This is a genomic window from Rhodanobacter sp. Root627 (assembly GCF_001427835.1).
In the GTDB taxonomy this organism is placed as follows: Bacteria; Pseudomonadota; Gammaproteobacteria; order Xanthomonadales; family Rhodanobacteraceae; genus Rhodanobacter; species Rhodanobacter ginsenosidimutans.
Genome location: NZ_LMGW01000001.1, coordinates 1,295,407 through 1,310,901, shown reverse-complemented (window position 1 = coordinate 1,310,901; position 15,495 = coordinate 1,295,407). Strand labels below are relative to the sequence as shown.

The 15,495-nt window shown below is 64.8% G+C and carries 17 protein-coding genes; 4 read left to right on the top strand and 13 right to left on the bottom strand.

Features of this window, described 5'->3' with window-relative positions:
• Positions 1–28 precede the first annotated feature (28 nt).
• Positions 29–1,396, bottom strand: coding sequence for an adenylosuccinate lyase (gene purB, locus ASD68_RS06140; protein ID WP_056604533.1), 1,368 nt, complete (start codon positions 1,394–1,396; stop codon positions 29–31).
• A gap of 157 nt (positions 1,397–1,553) precedes the next feature.
• Between purB and ASD68_RS06135 the strand changes: the two genes are divergently transcribed.
• Entirely contained in the window at positions 1,554–2,936 is a 1,383-nt protein-coding gene (locus ASD68_RS06135) for a class II fumarate hydratase (RefSeq protein ID WP_056080095.1), read from the top strand.
• A 30-nt stretch (positions 2,937–2,966) separates the two neighbouring features.
• Here the strand turns inward: ASD68_RS06135 and ASD68_RS06130 are convergent, their stop codons facing one another.
• The 9 genes from ASD68_RS06130 to ASD68_RS06090 form a co-directional block, all read right to left on the bottom strand.
• The gene (locus tag ASD68_RS06130) at positions 2,967–3,491 is read right to left on the bottom strand and encodes a hypothetical protein (RefSeq protein WP_056080093.1); all 525 of its coding nucleotides are present in this window, start codon (positions 3,489–3,491) and stop codon (positions 2,967–2,969) included.
• Positions 3,492–3,513: 22 nt separating this feature from the next.
• A complete protein-coding gene (locus ASD68_RS06125; RefSeq protein WP_162247409.1) occupies positions 3,514–4,407 on the bottom strand; it encodes a retropepsin-like aspartic protease in 894 nt (297 codons plus the stop codon).
• A 179-nt stretch (positions 4,408–4,586) separates the two neighbouring features.
• Entirely contained in the window at positions 4,587–5,288 is a 702-nt protein-coding gene (locus ASD68_RS06120) for a hypothetical protein (RefSeq protein ID WP_056604528.1), read from the bottom strand.
• Positions 5,289–5,321: 33 nt separating this feature from the next.
• On the bottom strand, positions 5,322–5,975 hold the full coding sequence (locus tag ASD68_RS06115; protein WP_056604525.1) for a GDSL-type esterase/lipase family protein: 654 nt from the start codon (positions 5,973–5,975) through the stop codon (positions 5,322–5,324).
• A gap of 141 nt (positions 5,976–6,116) precedes the next feature.
• A complete protein-coding gene (locus ASD68_RS06110; RefSeq protein ID WP_235578647.1) occupies positions 6,117–7,088 on the bottom strand; it encodes an ABC-2 transporter permease in 972 nt (323 codons plus the stop codon).
• A complete protein-coding gene (locus ASD68_RS06105) occupies positions 7,085–7,942 on the bottom strand; it encodes an ABC transporter ATP-binding protein (RefSeq protein WP_056080079.1) in 858 nt (285 codons plus the stop codon). The genes ASD68_RS06110 and ASD68_RS06105 overlap by 4 nt, the downstream gene beginning before the upstream one ends.
• Positions 7,939–8,313: a GntR family transcriptional regulator gene (locus ASD68_RS06100; protein WP_056080076.1), complete on the bottom strand. Its 375-nt coding sequence runs from the start codon at positions 8,311–8,313 to the stop codon at positions 7,939–7,941. Before ASD68_RS06100 ends, ASD68_RS06105 begins: the two co-directional genes overlap by 4 nt.
• A 2-nt stretch (positions 8,314–8,315) precedes the next feature.
• Positions 8,316–8,630, bottom strand: coding sequence for a hypothetical protein (locus tag ASD68_RS06095; protein ID WP_056604523.1), 315 nt, complete (start codon positions 8,628–8,630; stop codon positions 8,316–8,318).
• A gap of 270 nt (positions 8,631–8,900) precedes the next feature.
• Complete coding sequence (locus ASD68_RS06090; protein WP_056080070.1) at positions 8,901–9,485, bottom strand: FMN-dependent NADH-azoreductase; 585 nt, start codon at positions 9,483–9,485, stop codon at positions 8,901–8,903.
• Between the two features lie 112 nt (positions 9,486–9,597).
• Here ASD68_RS06090 and ASD68_RS06085 point away from each other — a divergent pair, with 112 nt between their 5' ends.
• From ASD68_RS06085 to ASD68_RS06075, 3 genes are all read left to right on the top strand, one after another.
• A complete protein-coding gene (locus tag ASD68_RS06085; protein WP_056080067.1) occupies positions 9,598–10,575 on the top strand; it encodes a LysR substrate-binding domain-containing protein in 978 nt (325 codons plus the stop codon).
• Between the two features lie 73 nt (positions 10,576–10,648).
• The gene (locus ASD68_RS06080; RefSeq protein ID WP_056604522.1) at positions 10,649–11,791 is read left to right on the top strand and encodes a pyridoxal phosphate-dependent aminotransferase; all 1,143 of its coding nucleotides are present in this window, start codon (positions 10,649–10,651) and stop codon (positions 11,789–11,791) included.
• Positions 11,792–11,793: 2 nt separating this feature from the next.
• Positions 11,794–12,594 carry an amidohydrolase gene (locus ASD68_RS06075; protein ID WP_056080061.1) on the top strand — a complete coding sequence of 267 codons (801 nt, stop codon included), beginning with the start codon at positions 11,794–11,796 and terminating at the stop codon, positions 12,592–12,594.
• Between the two features lie 108 nt (positions 12,595–12,702).
• On the opposite strand, the gene arsC is transcribed toward ASD68_RS06075, so the two are convergent.
• From arsC to scpB, 3 genes are read right to left on the bottom strand one after another with little or no spacing between them, the layout of a single operon-like run.
• Entirely contained in the window at positions 12,703–13,047 is a 345-nt protein-coding gene (arsC, locus tag ASD68_RS06070; protein WP_056080058.1) for an arsenate reductase (glutaredoxin), read from the bottom strand.
• Positions 13,048–13,078: 31 nt separating this feature from the next.
• On the bottom strand, positions 13,079–14,617 hold the full coding sequence (locus ASD68_RS06065; protein WP_056080055.1) for a pseudouridine synthase: 1,539 nt from the start codon (positions 14,615–14,617) through the stop codon (positions 13,079–13,081).
• On the bottom strand, positions 14,614–15,483 hold the full coding sequence (gene scpB / locus ASD68_RS06060) for an SMC-Scp complex subunit ScpB (protein WP_056604521.1): 870 nt from the start codon (positions 15,481–15,483) through the stop codon (positions 14,614–14,616). Before scpB ends, ASD68_RS06065 begins: the two co-directional genes overlap by 4 nt.
• Positions 15,484–15,495: the final 12 nt, after the last annotated feature.

Below are 15,495 nucleotides of genomic sequence, written 5' to 3'. Positions count from 1 at the left end.
TTTGTCGTCGCGGCGAGTTTCGAACTGGTCAGATGTCTTTCGCCAGCCCTTCAGCCAAGCCGATATAGCTGCCCGGCGTCAGCTCCAGCAGGCGCTGCTTCGCATCGGCCGGCAGATCAAGCCCGCCGATGAACTCGCGCATCGACTCCTTGGTGATGCCATGCCCGCGGGTCAGCGCCTTCAGCTGTTCGTACGGTTGCGGCAGGCCGTAGCGGCGCATCACGGTCTGCACCGCTTCGGCCAGCACTTCCCAACTGGCGTCGAGGTCGGCGGCGATGCGGTCGGCGTTGACGTTGAGCTTGCCCAGGCCTTTCTTCAACGATTCCAGTGCCACCAGCGTATGGCCGAAGGCGGTGCCCAGTGCGCGCAGCACGGTGGAGTCGGTGAGGTCGCGCTGCCAGCGGCTGATCGGCAGCTTCTCCGCGAAATGGCCGAGCAGGGCGTTGGCGAGGCCGAAGTTGCCTTCGGCGTTTTCGAAGTCGATCGGGTTGACCTTGTGCGGCATGGTCGACGAGCCGACTTCGCCGGCCTTCAGCGTCTGCTTGAAATAACCCAGCGAGATGTAACCCCAGATGTCGCGGGCCAGGTCGATCAGGATGGTGTTGGCGCGGCGCACGGCATCGCAGTATTCGGCGACGTTGTCGTGTGGCTCGATCTGGGTGGTGTAGGCGTTGTAGTCCAGCTCCAGGCTTTCCACGAAAGTCTGCGAGAAGCACTGCCAATCCAGGTCGGGGTAGGTGATGGCGTGGGCGTTGTAGTTGCCCACGGCGCCGTTGATCTTGCCCGAGACATCCACCGCGGCCAATTGCCGGCGCTGGCGTTCGATGCGCGCCACCACGTTGGCGATTTCCTTGCCCAGAGTGCTGGGCGACGCGGTCTGGCCGTGGGTACGCGAGAGCAGCGGCAGCGCAGCGTTGGCGTGGGCCAGTTCGCGCAACTGCGCGGTGACGGCGTCCAGTTGCGGCAGCAAGACCTGGGCGCGCGCGTCGCGCAGCATCAGCGCGTAGGAGAGGTTGTTGATGTCTTCACTGGTGCAGGCGAAATGCACGAACTCCTTGGCCTGGGCCAGGCTGGCGTCGGCGCCGATCTTTTCCTTGATGAAATACTCGACCGCCTTCACGTCATGGTTCGTGGTGGCTTCGATCGCCTTGATGCGCTCGCCGTCGGCCACGCTGAAATCGTCCGCGATGGCTTTCAGGGTGGCGATCTGGGCAGCGTTGAACGGCGGCAGTTCGACGATCTTAGGTTCGGCGGCCAGCGCCAGCAGCCATTCGATCTCCACGTGTACGCGCCGGTGCATCAGGCCGAACTCACTGAAGATCGGGCGCAGTGCTTCGACCTTGCCGGCGTAGCGGCCGTCCAGCGGGGACAGGGCGGTCAGGGTGTGAGTGGACATCGGCGGGTTCCGGCGGGAGGAAAACCGCCATTTTACATTGACGGCGGCTTGGTGTTTGGCGGCCTATAGTGTTTTGTCCCGTTTCCCCCGGGCGCGGCGCTTTCAGCGCCCCGTTCGGCATGAATGGTTGCGACCGAGAAATAAAAGGATCTCCCCAATGAGCAACTTCCGCATCGAGCACGACAGCATGGGCGAACTGCAGGTGCCCGCCGACGCGCTGTACGGCGCGCAGACCCAGCGCGCGATCGACAATTTCCCGATTTCCGGCCTGCATCTGCCCCGCCAGTTCATCCGCGCGCTGGGCCTGATCAAGGCCGCCGCGGCCGACGTGAACCTGTCGCTGGGTCATCTGAAAAAGGGTCAGGCCGCGGCGATCCGCAAGGCGGCGCTGGCGGTGGCGGACGGGCAGTACGACGCACAGTTCCCGATCGACATCTTCCAGACCGGCTCCGGCACCAGCACCAACATGAATGCGAACGAGGTGATCGCGCATCTGGCGGTGGCGGCCGGTGCCAAGGTGCATCCGAACGACCACGTCAATTACGGGCAGAGCTCGAACGACGTGATCCCCACCACGATCCACGTCAGCGCTGCGCTCACCACCAGCGAGCAGTTGCTGCCCGCGCTGAAGCATCTGAAGAAGGTGATCGACAAGCGCGCCCGCGAATTGAAGAACACGCCCAAGACCGGCCGTACCCACCTGATGGACGCGATGCCGATCACCTTCGGCCAGGAGTTGTCGGGCTGGTCGGCGCAGATCGCCAGTGCGATCGAGCGCATCGAGGATGCGTTGAAGCGCATGCGCCGGTTGCCGCAGGGTGGCACGGCGGTGGGCACCGGCATCAATGCCGACCCGAAGTTTGGCCCGGCGATCGCACAGCAGTTGAAGAAGCTGACCGGGGTGAAGTTCGAGTCGGCGGAAAACTATTTCGAGGGCATGGCGGCGCAGGATGCCGCAGTCGAATTGTCCGGCCAGTTGAAGACGTTGGCGGTGGGCTTGATGAAGATCGCCAACGACCTGCGCTGGATGAATTCCGGTCCGCTCGCCGGCCTGGGCGAGATCGAGTTGCCGGCGCTGCAGCCGGGTTCGTCGATCATGCCGGGCAAGGTCAATCCGGTGATTCCCGAGGCGGTGGCGATGGTGGCCGCGCAGGTGATCGGCAATGACGCATCGATCACCATTGCCGGCCAGTCCGGCAACTTCCAGCTCAACGTGATGCTGCCGCTGATCGCGCACAACCTGCTGCAGTCGATCGGCATCCTGGCCAATGTCAGCGTGCTGCTGGCGGACAAATCCATCGCCGGCTTCAAGGTCAACAAGGCGCGGGTGAACCAGGCGCTGGCGATGAACCCGATCCTGGTCACCGCGCTGAATCCGGTGATCGGTTATGAGAAAGGGGCCGCCACGGCGAAGCAGGCGTACAAGCAGCATCGCCCGATCATGGACGTGGCGCTGGAAACCACCGGTTTGTCGAAGGACGAGTTGAAGAAATTGCTCGATCCGATGACGCTGACCCGTGGTGGTATCCACGAGGGATGAGCCATCCAGCGTGTGGCCAAGGCGGGTGCATCAATCCTTGGTGCCGTTGTCGCAGCTCTTCACATCGGAAGTGCTGATGATGGCGGCGTAGGGCTTGAAGGCCGCCATTTGTGCGGCAAGCTGGTCCTGCGCGACCTTGATCGCGACCTCTGCTTTGCAGATGCCCAAGCTCAATGTCTTCAGGTTGCTGGCCTCGGCGGCCTTGTCCGCCAGATCCGGTGTGGCTGAGAGTTTGTTCTCGATTGCCTTGGTCGTCATCTTGAAACCGGTCTTGCCCATGGCAAGGCCGGTTTCGTGCACGTTCCGCACGTTGCGGTTGTAGTTGACCAGCAGGCTGCGTTCGGCAGGCGTGACCGTCACCGTCTTGCCGTCGATCGCGAACGCACCATCGGCACTGATCGTGGCTTTCGGCGTATCGATGACGCGCAGGGTAATCGTGTCCCCGTACAGCAAGATAGCGCCGTTTCCCGTGGCGATGGCGGTCTGGGGCGCGTGGCAGGCGGTGAGTGAGGCCGCCATCGTGGCGGCAAGAAGCAGGTGGATGGTTGTTTTCATGGGTGGCTCCCTGAGCGAATGCTCACGATGACTTGCGCGGTGCCTGGATGCAGATCTGCTGTTTGGGATAATTGAACGTGATTATCCCACCCGCCCACAGAGGGACTCCCAGAGACCCATCCACCTCTTCCAGGTTGAAGGCTTTTACTTGTTCGGTCAGGGCAAATTTGACGTTGTGAAAGTGCTGTGTGCCGACACTCAGCTCTGCGAATTCAGAAACCACACCCATGGCGCGTCCGCCCGTGCCTTCGCCGACCGCTTGCTTGTGGCCATTGGTGTAAAGCGCCTTGCCGGCGTTGGATTGCAGGAAAGCGGTTCCAAGGTAGTTGTGATTCCGGCTTCCCAGATCGATGACGAGATGCACAGTCTCTGGTGCTGACGTCGCCTGGCTCTTGACCGTCGCGGTCACAACAGGGACGTTGTGTATGAGCTCGAAGGAAATCGGGTTGGGGCAGCCCGGGGGATCGTTTTTGGGGTAGATGGATACGGTTGACTCAGCGTAATTCACGCGAACGACGTGATTTTCGAAAAACGGGTATCCCAGAAGGGCGTCGATCCTGAGGCCCGATGAAGACGATATTGAGCCGAGGTCGATGGCGTAGCCCGGTACGTCGTGCAGGGCCAGCGAACCGAATTCGACGCTCTTCAGCTTCACGGGAAAAAGGCTTTGGTTACCTGTGCCCCCACCGGATGCCTGCAGCGGTGAATGCCCCAGTTGCAGCCCGAGCTCGGTGGCGAGCGATTTACTGACGATCATGGCCCCGGAGCCGCTGTCCAGGACCGCATTGACAGTCTTCCCGTTGATCGTCGCCTGGACGCTGACCAGGTTGTCGTGAAGGTGGAAGGGAAGTGTCTGCTGGGCCATGGCAAGGCCCGGTATGGCAAGAATCGATAGAAACAATCCACGACGCGACATTGACGTTACCTCCGGTTGCCACCTCCAGCACATGGGGTGACCGGCGGAGCAGCCATCCGCCTTTTAATGAATTGTCGGGCCAGCCGCGCCACCAAGTTGGCTACGTCGTAGTGTGCTTGCGCAGGCTGGATCACCTTGTTCCGAAATCATGGATTCCGATGAGGGTGTCGTGTTGCTCGTCAGTCGGAGAACACGGCAAAGCCGTGCTTGCCATCCTCGTCGGTCATGTCCTTGGCGCAGTCGTCGATGTCCTTCTGTTCCATCGTGGCGTAAGGCTGGAACTGCGGCATGGCGGCGGCCAGTTTCTGCTGGCTGGCCAGCAGGGCCGGCATGCGCTGCTGGCAAAGCTGGCGGGCGGCGGCCTCGATCTTGTCGGTCTGCGGCTTGATGGCGGCCTCGATCTGCTTGTCGCTCTTGCCGCTGAAGGCGCCCATCATCGCGGTCTTGGCGGCCTGCATGCCCAGGTCCGCGCCCTGCGTACCGATGTCCATGCCGGCGGAGGCGATGCCCACGATCTGCTGGCGGTAGTCCAGCAGCAAGGCGCGCTGTGCCGGTGTGGCGTCGACCTTCTTGCCGGCGATCAGCAGATCGCCCTGCGGGGTGATCTCGGCTTTTGGTCGCTTGTCGTTGTCGTCGTTGCTGTCGTCGTTGCCGAAGTGGACATGGTCCAGTTCGATGTTCTTGGTGACAAGATCCTTCTTGGCTTCCTGCATGGCCTTGTCGATCCCTCTGGCGAGCAACGAGCGCGGCGCAGTTTCACCGTTCTTGCTCGCTGGTGTTGTTTGCCCGGTCGACGCGGGCTGGGAATCAGGGGCCTGACTGCATGCGGCCAGCGGCAGCAGCAGAACCAGTGCGAGGGCGCGGTAAGAGAACGGTTTCATGGATGTGCTCCTTGGTCGAAGTCGATCACGGGATCAGTTGAGCAGCAACGGGCGCAGCGTGGCCCATGTGTTGTCGAGCAGCAGTTTCTGCGCGTCGACGCCGGGATGCACGCCGTCGTCCAGCAGCAGGGCGGGCTGGTCGGAAATGCCGGCCATCAACGAGGGCAGCAGCACGATCTGCTTGTCGTGCTGTATCCGCTGATAGACGCCGGCCAGCATGTCCGCGCAATGGTCCTTGTCCAGCTTGGGCGGAATCCGGAAGCCCAGCACGGCAACCTTTGCCCCCGACGCCTGCGCCATATCGATAAGGCGTGTCATGTCGGTTTCCAGTTGCTGCCGGCTTGCACCGAGGATGGCGTCGTTGGCACCAAGCTCCAGGATGACCAGCCGCGGGTGGTGGGCGGCGATCAACCCGGGGAGTTCCTTCAGGGCATCGGTCAGTGTCTTGCCGCCGCGGCTGGCGTTGATGATCTTCGGCGCCGTGGTGCTGGCGGCGCTGACGCGTTGCTGCAGCAGATTGACCCAGCCCGCCTCGGCGGGGATGCGATGCGCGGAACTCAGGCTGTCGCCAACCAGCAATACGGTGCGTGTCGGCGGCGTGGCTGCGCCGACACCATGCGCCGACGATGCGAGCGGTATGGCGACGAGCGTGAAGAGCGCGAACAGGGTGGCTTGGAGCGATTTCATGGTGATCCTTGGGGCGCAGTGGGCCGGCGAAATCGCAAAGCGAATTCGGCAGGGCAAGTCGTGCTGTTGGCCAATGTCCGAGAATGGACCGGGCGAATGTTTGTGTAACGGACGGGCCGGGCGACCCGTCCGTCACCGAGCTCAGGCGTCGTCGCGCCAGCGGCGGAACCAGATGGCGCCGGCCAGCAGGGCCACGCCGGCAACCACGCCGATCCACAGGCTGGGTGAGGCGGCCAGGTGCCAGGTCTGCGCCAAGTCCAGGACGTCCGTTCCCGTGTTGCCCGAGATATGGATCATGCTGTCGCCGAACATGCTGCCGGTGCCGGGGAACACGCTCAGCAGGGCGCGCTGCACGATGTTTTTCCAGAACCAGGCGGTGGGCAGGTTGAAAAGCCCCATGATGCCGAACCAGGTCACCAGCAGACCCACGCCCACCGGCAGTGCCACCGCCCACAGGAAGGGCTTGCTGCGGGACCAGGCGGAGCAGATCAGCAGCCAGCCGACGGCCGGTGCCGCCCACAGCGCATACAGCGGGATGTAGCCGATCAGGTTGAACATCACCCGGAATGGATGGGCCAGCAGCAGCAACTGCCACACGTTGACGCCGTGGAAGGACAGGGTGACCGCAAGTATCAGCAGCTGCAGCATGCCCACGATGATGCCCACGACCACGGCGATGACCGGTGCCAGCACGGTGGCGCTGATGACCTTGGATAGCACGGTGCTGGTGTCTGACACCGGCAGTGATTTCCAGAACAGGATGCTGCGGTCACGGCGGTCGTCGTACAGCGCGCCGAGGCAGTAGAAAAACACCACGAAACCCAGCACTACCACCAGCAGGCCCATGGCCGAATACATCGCGATGTCCAGCGCAAACCCGACCTTGCTCAGGTCGCCGGCATCCATTTCGGCGATGACCTGCTGCAGGCCGCCGCTGGCGCCGAAGTTGATGCCGTTGCGGGCGCCCAGGACTTCGGCGGTGATGATGCCCATGATGTTGAGCAGCAGAAAGATGCCGCCGGTGATGACCGGTGCCCAGAAGAACCCGCCACGGTGCTCCCAGAATTCGCGTTTCACCAGCCAGTACAGGTCTTTCAACGTCTGGTTGTTCATGCGTAGGTTCCCTTCATGGTGGCCACGAACAAGTCGCTGACGGAGGGGCGGCGGGTTTCGCCCAGCGGCTCCAGCGTCGCGCGGCTCGCGCCGTCGAACAGAAAAATGCTCTTGCCGAAAACCTGGCGCTCGTCGATGGGTTTCAGGGCCCGGGCGGCGTCGGCCTGGTCGGCGTTGACCATCACCTCGATGAAGCGTTCGCCGACCGCATCCATGTCGGCGTCCAGCACGATCCTGCCGTCACGGATGAACATCAGGTCGGTGAGGATGTGCTCGACTTCCTCCACCTGATGGGTCGTTACGATAATCGTCTTGTTCTCGTCGAAATAGTCCTCCAGCAGGTTCTGGTAGAACTGCTTGCGATAGAGGATGTCCAGGCCGAGGGTGGGTTCGTCCAGGATCAGCAGGCGTGCGTCGATCGCCATCACCAGCGCCAGGTGCAACTGCACGATCATGCCCTTGGACATCTGCCGCACGCGCTGATTCGGTTGCAGCTTGGTGCGCGCCAGGAAGGCCTCGCACTTCTTGCGGTTGAAACGCGGGTGCACGTTGGCGACGAAATCCACCGCCTGGCTGACCTTGATCCAGCGTGGCAACACGGCCACGTCGGCGATGAAGCACACGTCACCCATCAACTTGTCGCGCTGCTTGCGCGGGTCGTAGCCCAGCACGTTCAACTCGCCGGTGAAATCGGTGAGGCCGAGGATGGCCTTCAACGCAGTGGTCTTGCCCGCGCCGTTGGGGCCGATCAGGCCGACGATGCGGCCGGGCTCGATCTGGAAGCTGACATCATCCAGCGCCACCGAGGATTTGTACCGCTTGCCCAGCCTGCTGGCCGTGATGACCGCACTCATGACTGTTGCTCCGTGTGGGTGCTCGCTTCGCGCAGCAAAGTCTTCAGATCCAGCCCCAGCCGCTGCAGCCGGGCGAACAGTACGGGCCACTCCTCGCGAAGAAACCGCTCGCGCTCGGATTTCAGCAGCGCCTCGCGAGCGCCTTCGATGACGAACATGCCCAAGCCCCTCCGTTTTTCCACCAATTGTTGATCGACCAGTTCCTGATAGGCCTTGGAGACGGTCAGCGGGTTGATCTGGTAATCCGCTGCCACCTGGCGTACCGACGGCAACGGGTCGCCCTCGTTCAAGGCGCCGTCCAGGATCATCGCCACCACGCGTTGCTGCAGCTGGCGGTAGATCGGCGCGTTGTCGTTCCAGGTGATGGTCATGCTTATTCCTTGCTGATGCCGCCGAATTGATTGGCGAACGAATAGTAGGGCATGGCCAATTGCGAGCTGACCAGGCTCAGGTGCGGCCCGCCGCCATGGCCGGCGGCGGCGCCGATGAAGTCGCCGCTGTCGATCAGCGCGGCCTCGCGCCGCTCGGCGGCGGTGGGGTGGACCACGATCATGGGCAGGTCGGTGACGGTCCGATGGGTCGCGGCGGCAGGTGCCGGCGGGACATCGACGTTGTAGGTGACCGCGCCCAGCGTGGCGAAGGTGAACAGGGCGGCGGCGATACTGGCGATGAGGTTTTGCGATTTCATGGCGTGCTCCTCAGTGAACTCGTTGACCGGTGTTGTAGTGAACTATAACACCATGTTTTGAGCCGTCAATGGGCGGAGCCTGAAATCGGGATATGACTGATGGCAGGGGTGGCCGGAGCGCTGGGGATGGCCTTTCAGCCACGCAAAAGGCCAGCTTGTGAGGCTGGCCTTTGCTTGGCGGTTCCGGTGCGGCCGCCGTGGGGAGCGACGTGCCGCGACCGGTGGTTGTTATCGACGCACGGACCGCTGCCGCTGGCGTCGTGTGGCGCGTCAGGCGGCTTCGGCCACCAGCATGTGGATCGCGTCCTGCGCCGATTTCAGCGCTGCCGATTTCTGTTCGTCGCCCACCGCCACGCCTTCGGCCCGCACGATTTCGATCTCGCCGATGCCGATGAAGCCGAATACCGCCCGCAGGTAGGGTTCCTGGAAATCCACGGCGGTGCGTCCGGTCCCCTCGCCGTAGAAGCCGCCGCGGCTGGAGGCCACGATCACCCGCTTGCCACCGGCCAGGCCCTCGGGGCCGTTCGCGGTGTAGCGGAAGGTCTTGCCGGCGACCAGCACGCGGTCGAGCCATGCCTTGAGCTGGCTGGGGATGCCGAAGTTGTACATCGGCGCACCAATCACCACCACGTCGGCGGCGAGAAACTCTTCCAGCATCGCGTTCCCCGCCACGGCAGCGGGGTCATTGGCGTCGGCGACCGGCGACCAGTGCGTCAGCGGTTGCGCCGCGAGGTCGCGATAGTTGACGGTGGCGTCGGGCGTGCCCTGCTTCAGCTCCGCTACGATGTCGGCGGTGAGCTGGCGCGACACCGAGTAGCTGCCGAGGGCGCTGGAATCGATATGGACGATTTTCATGGCTGGTTTCCTGTTTGGGCCGGAAGACCGGCGACGAAATCAGGATATATTCGAAACAATGTGGCGATAAGTCCGCAGTTATCGGACTTATCGTTCTGAAAAGGAAACAGTCATGACGGTATTGACGGGTGCGCTGCAGGATCTCAACGACCTGTACTTCTTTGCGGCCGTGGTCGAACACGGCGGCTTTTCCGCTGCCGGGCGGGCGCTGGGCGTGCCGAAATCCCGCCTCAGCAAGCGCGTGGCCCAGCTCGAGGAGCGGCTGGGCGTGCGCCTGCTGCAGCGGACCACGCGCCGCTTCATGGTCACCGAGGTGGGCGAGCGCTTCTACGCGCATTGCCGCGCCGTGCTGGAAGAAGCGCAGGCCGCGCAGGATGCCGTGGACGAGTTGCGCGCGGAGCCGCGCGGCGTGGTGCGGCTGAGCTGTCCGATATCGCTGACGCAGACGGTGCTGGCGTATCTGCTGCCGGATTTCCTGGCGCTGTATCCGAAAATGCAGGTACGGCTGTTGTCCAGCGATCGCCGCGTCGACGTGATCGGCGAGGGCTACGACCTGGCCATCCGTGTACGCACCAAGCTGGATACCGACGCCAACCTGGTCATGCGCAGTTTCGGCCAGGCGCAGACCAAGCTGGTGGCCAGCCCCACGCTGCTCGACGCGCAGGGGCGCCCATCGCAACCCGATGAGCTGGCCCGCTTGCCGGCGCTGTCGATGCGCGAGCACGAGGGCGCGCAGGTGTGGGAGCTGATCGATGCCGACGGCAAGCAGTCTGTCGTTGAAGTGCAGGCGCGGCTGATCACCGGCGATTTCGCCGTGCTGCTGGAAGCCGCCCGCCGCGGCATGGGGGTGGCGCTGTTGCCGGAGTCCGTCTGCGCGCCGGCCATCGCCAGCGGCGAGCTGGAAGTGGTGCTGCCGGACTGGAGCGTTCCCGGCGGCACCATGCACTTTGTCTATCCCAGCCGGCGCGGCATGCTGCCGGGCGTGCGCGCACTGGTGGATTTCCTGGCCGAGCGACTGCCGGCCACCACCTCGCTGAGGCACGAGCAATGCAAGAAACGTCCGCTGGATGATCTGCCTGCCTGCCGCTGATCACGCCAATGCGCAGGGCAGCGTCGATATAATGTCCCATTCCCGATTCAGGCATCCAGACGGCCAAATCATCATGATCGAAACCAAGCTTCCGAAAGTCGGCACCACCATCTTTACCGTGATGAGCCAGCTGGCGCTGGAACACAAGGCGGTGAACCTGGGGCAGGGCTTTCCGGATTTCGAACCACCGCAGCCGCTGCGCGATGCGCTTGCGCGCGCCATGGATGAAGGCCGCAACCAGTACGCGCCGATGCACGGCACCGCCGGCCTGCGCGAGCAGATCGCGCTGAAGACCGAGCGGTTGTATGGCCGCAAGGTCGACGTCGACCGCGAGATCACGGTGACCTCCGGCGCCACCGAAGCCCTGTTCGCGGCGATGGCGGCGGTGGTTCGCGCGGGCGACGAGGTGATCGTGTTTGACCCGGCCTACGACAGCTACGAGCCGGCGATCGACTTGCAGGGCGCCCGCGCGGTGCACATCCCGTTGACCGTGCCGGCGTTCTCGATCGACTGGCAGCGCGTGCGCGACGCGATTACGCCGAAAACCCGCATGATCCTGGTCAACAGCCCGCACAACCCATCGGGCGCCGTGCTGTCGGCGGGCGACCTGGACGAGCTGGCGGCGATCGTGCGCGACACGTCCATCGTGGTGTTGTCCGACGAGGTCTACGAGCACATCGTGTACGACGGCGCGCAGCACCAAAGCGTGCTGCGCCATCCGGAGCTGGCCGAGCGCAGCTTCGTGATCTCCTCGTTCGGCAAGACCTACCACTGCACGGGCTGGAAGGTCGGTTACGCGATCACGCCGCCGGCGTTGTCGGCCGAGTTCCGCAAGGTGCATCAGTACCTCACGTTCTGCACGTTCCATCCGGCGCAGGTGGCATTTGCCGAATTCATGGCCAGCACGCCCGAGCATTACCTGGAGTTGCCGGCGTTCTATCAGGCCAAGCGCGATCGGTTCCGCGCCTTGCTGGCACCGTCGCGCTTCAAGCTGCTGGATGTGCCGGGCGGTTATTTCCAGCTGGTCGACTATTCGGCGATCCGCGATGAAGACGATGTGGCCTTCAGCCGCTGGCTGGTGGAGCAGGGCGGCGTGGCAGGGATTCCGTTGACGCCGTTTTACGAGACCGCGCCCGGCACGCGATTGTTGCGGCTGTGTTTCGCCAAGAGCGACGCCACCATGGAGGCGGGCGCCGAACGCCTGTGCCGGCTGTGAGCATGCAGCCGTTGAAGGTCTCGCTGGTGCAGGGCGCCACCCGCTGGCACGACGCACCGGCCAATCGCGACTACTACGGCGCGCTGGTGCGCCAGGCCAAAGGCAGCGACCTCATCGTGCTGCCGGAAACCTTCCTGTCCGGCTTCAGCAACGACACCCGCGCCAGCGCGGAAACCATGCAGGGCGAAGGCCTGGCCTGGCTGCGTGCGCTGGCGGCCGAGGTAGGCGCGGTGATCTGCGGCAGCCTGGCGATCCTGGAAGATGGCGTGGTTTACAACCGTTTGCTGTGGATGCAGCCCGACGGCAGTTTCCAGCAATACGACAAACGCCACCTGTTCCGCATGGCTGGCGAACACACCCGCTACGGCGGCGGCAATGCGCGTCTGATCGTGACGCTGAAAGGCTGGCGCATCCTGCCGCAGGTTTGCTACGACCTGCGTTTTCCGGTGTGGCTGCGCAATCGCCGGCTGGCCGTTGCGGAGGGCGGCATGGATTACGACCTGGCGCTGTTCGTCGCGAACTGGCCCGCACCGCGACGCCATCCGTGGCGCACGCTGCTGCGCGCCAGGGCGATCGAAAACCTCAGCTACGTGATCGGCGTGAACCGCGTCGGCGTGGACGGCAACGAGTTGCCGTATGCCGGCGACAGCGTGGCGGTTGATCCGGTAGGTGAGGCGTTGATCGAGCTCGGTGCGCAGGAACAGGTGGCCACCGTGACGCTGGACCCGGCGGTGCTGCTGGCGCATCGCGAGCGCTTTCCCGCATGGATGGATGCGGATGCGTTTTCGCTGGACCTCGACTGATACCGGGTTCCCCGCACGGGGATAACCCCCTGTAGGAGCGGCTTCAGCCGCGACCTGGCCTTGCCGTTACCCCGGGTCGCGACTGAAGTCGCTCCTACAGGAGCGCGCTCAGAGTATCGCGAGCACCGTCTCCGGCGGGCGGCCGATGGCGGCCTTGCCGTTGGCGACGACGATCGGGCGCTCGATCAGTTTCGGGTGCGCCACCATCGCCGCGATCAGGGCAGGTTCGTCGAGTGATTCGTCCGCCAGCCCCAGCGTCTGGTATTCCGCTTCACCCGTGCGCAACAGCGCACGGGCGGTCATCCCCAACTGCTTCAGCAACACGGCCAGCTCGGCCGCGGTGGGCGGGTTGTCGAGGTAGTTGATGACCTCGATGTCGTCGCCACGCGCTTCCAGCAAGGCCAGTGTGGCGCGGGATTTGGTGCAGCGGTTGTTGTGGTAGATACGCACCATCGTTAGTGGCTCCGATCAGTTTGCGACCGGCTCAGCGGTTGCCCGAGCGATTGCCGCCACGGCCACCCGGCGGGCGTCCACCGGCGGCGCCGCCGTGTCCATGCGGACGACCGGCTCCCTGCGAACGGTTGCCACCCTGACCCTGCGGTCGGCCGGCGCCTTGGGGACGGTTGCCACCCTGGCCTTGCGGACGACCGCCGCCAGCCTGATTGCCGTGCGCGCGATTGCCCTGACCCTGCGGCCGTGCGCCCGGGGCGCGATTGCCGTTGCCACCGCCGGTGCCGCGCGATTCGCCGCCGAAGCCGCTATACGGGTTGCCGCCGCTGCGGTTCTCGCCACCGGCGCGTGCGCCGAACGGCTTGCCGCCCGCGGGGCGACGATTGCCAGCACCACCGGCGGTGTTGCCGCGCGGTGCGCCGCCAGCGCGGTTCGCGCCGTCGCGGCTTTCACCGGCGAACCAGGTGCGTACCGAGGGCAGTTCCTGGCCCGGCGCCACGCGCCGGCCGCGGCCGGCGCCACCGCTGCGTGCGCCGCCGGCACGCTCGGGGCGGGCCACGTTACCGTTGACTTCCTTGCCGTCGCGCCGCGGCGGCTTGCGGCCACGGGTGGGCTCTTCGCGGATGCGGTCAAACGCGCGTATCTCGCGGGCTTCGTCCTGGCCGCCGGTCCAGGCGGTGCCGGCGCCGCGCTCGGGGCGGTATTCGGTGACGCTGCGGTTGGCGCGGCGCTGGTGCAGCACCGGGCTCAGGGTCAGCACCGGTTGCGGCGCGCCCAGGCCAGTGGTCTGGCGCAATTTTTTTACCGCTTCGGCATCGAGTGGCTCGCAGTCGCCGCGGCGCAGGTTGCGCGGCAGTTCGATCTGGCCGTAGCGGATGCGCTTGAGGCGGCTGACCAGGAAGCCCTGCGAATCCCACAGGCGGCGCACTTCGCGGTTGCGACCCTCGCGGATCACCACGCGGAACCAGCTGTGGCTGCCGCCACGGCTGATCACGGCGATTTCGTCGAAACGGGCGGGGCCATCGTCCAGCTCCACGCCGGCCTTCAACCGCTCGATGATCTCGTCGGGCACTTCGCCATGCACGCGGCACAGGTATTCGCGCTCGAGGCCGCTCTTGGGATGCATCAGGGCGTTGGCCAGTTCGCCATCGGTGGTCAGCAGCAGCAGGCCGGTGGTGTTGATGTCCAGGCGGCCCACGGCGACCCAGCGCGCACCCTTCAGGCGCGGCAGCTGTTCGAACACGGTGGGGCGGCCTTCGGGGTCGTCGCGCGTGGTCAGCACGCCTTCGGGCTTGTGGTAGATCAGCACTTCGGTGTCGTCGCGGCTGTCGGTAGCCACCACGAACTGCTTGCCGTCGAGCGTGACGCGATCGCCGGCATGCACGCTGGTGCCGATTTCGGCACGCGTGCCGTTGAGCTCGACTTCGCCAGACTGGATGCGCACTTCGAGCGTGCGGCGCGAGCCCAGGCCCGCGTTGGCCAGCACCTTGTGCAGGCGCTCTTCCAGTTGGGCGGCGGCTTCGTCGCGCGGTTCGCGCTTCAGGGACAGGACGGATTTTTGCGGCGCAGTCATGCGCGGTACTCCTCGGAATCTTGGCTTGCGGCGTCGGGTTCGACGTCCGCGGCGGGGTTCGCTGCCTCATCGGCAGTGGCAATCGGGTTGGCGACGGCGGGGCTCGTGTCGGAGCCGGTCTCGTCGGACTCGGGTGAAGCGGCCGGCATGTCAGCACTGGTCGCGTTGTCGGTTTCGTGGTGATCGGCATCCGCGTCGTCGGCGGCTGCCTGGATGTCGGTGGTGCTTGCGTCGCCTTCCGTTTCCGCGGCTTCCGGCACGGCTTCGTCCGGATCGATGGGCAGGTCGCGTTCGACGCGGGCGGGCAGGGGTTCGGGTTCGAAGCGCAGCTGCGGGTCTTCCATGTCGCGGATTTCCGACAGCGGCGGCAACTGGTCCAGCGATTTCAGGTTGAAGTAATCGAGGAACGCGCGGGTGGTGCCGAACAGCGCCGGCTTGCCGGGCACGTCGCGGTAACCGACCACGCGGATCCACTCGCGCTCCTCCATCGTCTTGATGATGTTGGAGGAAACCACCACGCCACGGATCTGCTCGATCTCGGGGCGGGTGATCGGCTGGCGGTAGGCGATCAGGGCCAATGTCTCCAGCATCGCGCGGGAGTAGCGGCTGGGCCGTTCGGTCCACATCCGCGAGATCCATGGATGCACGTCCTGGCGCACCTGGTAGCGGAAGCCGGAGGCGACCTCCTTCAACTCGACGCCACGGCCTTCGCAATCGCCGGCCAGTGCTTCCAGCGCGCGGGCGATCTGCTCGTGGCCGACCTCGTCGGTTTCACTGAACAGGTCGCCGAGCTGATGGGTGGTCATCGGCTGGCTGGAGGCCAGCAGCGCGGCCTCGATGATGGGTTTGATTTGCTCGATCTGCATAACCTTGGGTCG

Excerpts from the sequence above, each read along its gene's own strand:
- purB (WP_056604533.1), bottom strand. The coding sequence starts at position 1,396 with ATGTCCACTCACACCCTGACCGCCCTGTCCCCGCTGGACGGCCGCTAC.
- ASD68_RS06135 (WP_056080095.1), top strand. The coding sequence starts at position 1,554 with ATGAGCAACTTCCGCATCGAGCACGACAGCATGGGCGAACTGCAGGTG.
- ASD68_RS06130 (WP_056080093.1), bottom strand. The coding sequence starts at position 3,491 with ATGAAAACAACCATCCACCTGCTTCTTGCCGCCACGATGGCGGCCTCA.
- ASD68_RS06125 (WP_162247409.1), bottom strand. The coding sequence starts at position 4,407 with ATGTCGCGTCGTGGATTGTTTCTATCGATTCTTGCCATACCGGGCCTT.
- ASD68_RS06120 (WP_056604528.1), bottom strand. The coding sequence starts at position 5,288 with ATGAAACCGTTCTCTTACCGCGCCCTCGCACTGGTTCTGCTGCTGCCG.
- ASD68_RS06115 (WP_056604525.1), bottom strand. The coding sequence starts at position 5,975 with ATGAAATCGCTCCAAGCCACCCTGTTCGCGCTCTTCACGCTCGTCGCC.
- ASD68_RS06110 (WP_235578647.1), bottom strand. The coding sequence starts at position 7,088 with ATGAACAACCAGACGTTGAAAGACCTGTACTGGCTGGTGAAACGCGAA.
- ASD68_RS06105 (WP_056080079.1), bottom strand. The coding sequence starts at position 7,942 with ATGAGTGCGGTCATCACGGCCAGCAGGCTGGGCAAGCGGTACAAATCC.
- ASD68_RS06100 (WP_056080076.1), bottom strand. The coding sequence starts at position 8,313 with ATGACCATCACCTGGAACGACAACGCGCCGATCTACCGCCAGCTGCAG.
- ASD68_RS06095 (WP_056604523.1), bottom strand. The coding sequence starts at position 8,630 with ATGAAATCGCAAAACCTCATCGCCAGTATCGCCGCCGCCCTGTTCACC.
- ASD68_RS06090 (WP_056080070.1), bottom strand. The coding sequence starts at position 9,485 with ATGAAAATCGTCCATATCGATTCCAGCGCCCTCGGCAGCTACTCGGTG.
- ASD68_RS06085 (WP_056080067.1), top strand. The coding sequence starts at position 9,598 with ATGACGGTATTGACGGGTGCGCTGCAGGATCTCAACGACCTGTACTTC.
- ASD68_RS06080 (WP_056604522.1), top strand. The coding sequence starts at position 10,649 with ATGATCGAAACCAAGCTTCCGAAAGTCGGCACCACCATCTTTACCGTG.
- ASD68_RS06075 (WP_056080061.1), top strand. The coding sequence starts at position 11,794 with ATGCAGCCGTTGAAGGTCTCGCTGGTGCAGGGCGCCACCCGCTGGCAC.
- arsC (WP_056080058.1), bottom strand. The coding sequence starts at position 13,047 with ATGGTGCGTATCTACCACAACAACCGCTGCACCAAATCCCGCGCCACA.
- ASD68_RS06065 (WP_056080055.1), bottom strand. The coding sequence starts at position 14,617 with ATGACTGCGCCGCAAAAATCCGTCCTGTCCCTGAAGCGCGAACCGCGC.
- scpB (WP_056604521.1), bottom strand. The coding sequence starts at position 15,483 with ATGCAGATCGAGCAAATCAAACCCATCATCGAGGCCGCGCTGCTGGCC.